Origin of the sequence: Dialister sp., from assembly GCF_051885895.1 — a bacterium.
Taxonomy (GTDB): domain Bacteria; phylum Bacillota; class Negativicutes; order Veillonellales; family Dialisteraceae; genus Dialister.
In genome coordinates this window covers 1-2975 of record NZ_JBJEXP010000024.1, presented here as the reverse complement: position 1 = coordinate 2975, position 2975 = coordinate 1, and the positions used below count along the sequence as shown (strand labels likewise).

Here is a 2975-nt window from a genome sequence, read left to right as displayed (position 1 = left end):
AAAAACTGCAGCGCCCCACAGGACACTGCAGTTTCTTCTTTCACTTATTTATTATCCGCATTGGCTACAGCTTTCTTGCTGTATTCTTCGGTCCATTTCTTGAAGTTGCCGTTGTCTGTGTTTTCCTTGATCACTTCATTGATCACAGCCACCACATCTTCATTGCCCTTCTGTACGGCAGCGGCGGAGTTCTTCACGGCGCCGGGGAATTTAATGTCGGAGAACATGAGGTCGTCATTGAAGATAACGTACTGTTCGCCTACAATGCCTTCCACCACCAGGCCGTCAACCTTGCCCTGCTTCAGTTCCAGCACTACTTCCGGCACATGAGCCAGGCCTACGATCTTAGCGTCTTTGATCTTTTCCTTGGCCAGTGCTTCCTGGGTGGTGGATTTCTGCACGCCGATGGTCTTGCCGTAGAGGTCTTCTACGGTTTTGTATTTATCCGCATCGGCCTTACGGATGATGACCTTCTGTTCTGTGGGCAGATAGTCAGCGGAGAAATCCATGGATTTCTTTCTTTCATCGGTGGGGTTGATGCCTGCAATGGCTACGTCCACCTTGCCGCCGGTGAGGGAGGAAAGGAGGGCCTGGAAGTTCATGTCCTGTACTTCCAGCTTCACGCCCAGCTTGTCAGCTACTTTCTGGGCCAGTTCCATATCGATGCCGATGACTTTCTTTTCCCCGGAGGAGGTATCTACGAATTCATAGGGAGGGTAGCCGGAAGCGGTGCCCACCACCAGTTTGCCGTCCTTTTTAATTTTCTGCATGAGGGGGCTTTCCTTCTGGGTCTGGGAGCTGGCGCTCTGGCTGCTGCCGGAACCGCCGCCGCAGCCTGCCAGTCCGAATACAGCCGCTGCTGCCATGCCTAATGCCATCATTTTCAGTATGTTTTTCTTGTTCATCATGTTCATACACCCTTTCGTTGTTCGATCCTGTACCAGGGAAACTTCATTTCTTAACTTGCATAGAGTTTAGCATATTTATGCGTATATGTCAATAAATATTCATGCACTTTTTTGAAATTTCAAAAAGTTTTTGCAGGAAGATCCCCAATGTGCTGGAGAATATCCAGTTTTTCTTCGGTGCATCCGCTATCCGGAGGATCTGAAAGGAAAAGGTATTTCATGCATAAAAAAACAGCAGACCTGATTTTTATACCGGTCTGCCGCTTTTTACAGATTTTATTTCCCTGCCTTTTCGATAGCGATCTTGCTGTATTCATCCACCCACTTGTCAAACTGGCCGGATTCCGTATCCTGCTTGATCACGTCGTTGATGATCTTCAGCACATCGTCATTGCCCTTCTGGAGAGCCACGGCGGATACTTTCTTGGCGCCTTCAAACTGCACGTCCGCCAGGGCCAGGTCGTCATTGTACACCAGGTACTGTTTCGATACAACCCCTTCCACAACGATGCCGTCCAGTTTGCCGTTCTTCAGCTGCAGCACGGCATCAGGCACGCTGGAAAGGCCGATGGCCGTAGCTCCTTCCACCTTCTGGGCCGTTGCTTCCTGGGTGGTGGATTTTTCTGCGCCGATGACCTTGCCCTTCAGGTCCGCCATGGTCTTAAATTTGTGCTGGTCTTCCTTTCTGACCAGCAGCTTCTGCTCCGTAGGCAGGTACAGGTCCGAGAAGGCCATGGCCTTTTCCCGTTCCGGCGTAGGCGATACGCCGCCTACGGCAATATCCACCTTCCCTGCGGTGACAGAGGAAAGAAGGGCGGAGAAGCTCATATCCTGCACTTCCATGGGCACGCCCAGCTTATCCGCAATCTGCTGGCACATTTCCATATCCAGGCCGATGACCTTCTTGTCCGGAGACTGGGCATCCACGAACACATAGGGAGGATAGCCGGAAGAGGTGCCCACAATGAGCTTTCCTCTCTGCTTAATGGTCTGCATGAGCTTGCTCTGGGCCTGGCCGGAAGCGCCAGCGCTCTTGGCGTTGGAGGAATCTCCGCCGCCGCAGCCTGCGGTCAGCATGACGCCCGCCAGGGCTGCGCCTAAAAGTATGCCTTCAATTGTTTTCTTCATTATGGGTCCCCTCCTTAGGGAATCAGCAAGTTCCATCATTTGGACTGGGCGTTGGCTACCGCTTTCTTCGTCATTTCATCCACCCACTTGTCAATATTTCCGTTTTTCTGGTTTTCCTGGATGACTTCATTGATCACGGCAATCACATCGTCGCTCCCCTTGGGAACTGCCACAGCAGAACCTCCGCTGTATTTTTCGAAATAAATATTCGTAGGCGCCAGGTCGTCATTGGTGACCAGGTACTGGCCTCCTACAATATTCTGCACCGGCACGGCGTCCACCTTCCCCTGCTTCAGCTCCAGGAGCGCATCGGGCACCTTGGCCAGAGCCACGATCTGGGCATCGGGGATCTGCTCTGTAGCCAGTTTTTCCTGGATGGTAGACTTCTGGACGGCGATCTTCTTCCCTGCAAAATCCGCCAGGGACTTGTACTTCCCCGCATCCTCCTTCCGCACCAGAAGGGTCTGCTTTCCTTCCAGATAATTCTGGGAGAAATCAACGGTCTTCTTCCGCTCCTCCGTAGGATTGATGGCGGAAATGGCGATATCCACCTTCCCGGTGGTAATGGAAGAAAGAAGGGACTGGAAGGTCATGTCCTGCACCTCCAGCTTCACTCCCAGCTTCTTCGCCACCTGCTCCGCCAGCTTCATATCAATGCCGTCGATTTTCTTCTGGTCCTTCACGGAAGTATCCAGAAATTCATAGGGCGGGAAACCGGACGCCGTGCCTACTACCAGTTTACCATCCTTTTTGATTTTCTGCATAAGCGCACTCTGCGAACTGCTGCCGGCCGCCGACTTCGCCTGCTCGGAACCGCCGCCGCAGCCGCCAAGCAGAACCAGACCTGCCGCTGCCAGCCCCAACATGGCTGCCTTCACTATCTTCTTCATACTATGGCCTCCCCCATAAAAATACTGTATTTTTTATAAATATACATCT

At 52.2% G+C, this 2975-nt stretch carries 3 protein-coding genes; all 3 read right to left on the bottom strand.

Going from position 1 to position 2975, the window contains the following annotated elements; genetic code table 11:
- Positions 1-44: 44 nt before the first annotated feature.
- Positions 45-908, bottom strand: a complete 864-nt coding sequence (locus tag ACI4N7_RS01750; protein ID WP_439731647.1) for a transporter substrate-binding domain-containing protein — start codon at positions 906-908, stop codon at positions 45-47.
- Between the two features lie 276 nt (positions 909-1184).
- A complete protein-coding gene (locus ACI4N7_RS01745) occupies positions 1185-2036 on the bottom strand; it encodes a transporter substrate-binding domain-containing protein (protein WP_439731646.1) in 852 nt (283 codons plus the stop codon).
- Positions 2037-2071: 35 nt separating this feature from the next.
- The gene (locus ACI4N7_RS01740; protein WP_439731645.1) at positions 2072-2926 is read right to left on the bottom strand and encodes a transporter substrate-binding domain-containing protein; all 855 of its coding nucleotides are present in this window, start codon (positions 2924-2926) and stop codon (positions 2072-2074) included.
- Positions 2927-2975 lie beyond the last annotated feature (49 nt).

Excerpts from the sequence above, each read along its gene's own strand:
- ACI4N7_RS01745 (WP_439731646.1), bottom strand. The coding sequence starts at position 2,036 with ATGAAGAAAACAATTGAAGGCATACTTTTAGGCGCAGCCCTGGCGGGC.
- ACI4N7_RS01750 (WP_439731647.1), bottom strand. The coding sequence starts at position 908 with ATGATGAACAAGAAAAACATACTGAAAATGATGGCATTAGGCATGGCA.
- ACI4N7_RS01740 (WP_439731645.1), bottom strand. The coding sequence starts at position 2,926 with ATGAAGAAGATAGTGAAGGCAGCCATGTTGGGGCTGGCAGCGGCAGGT.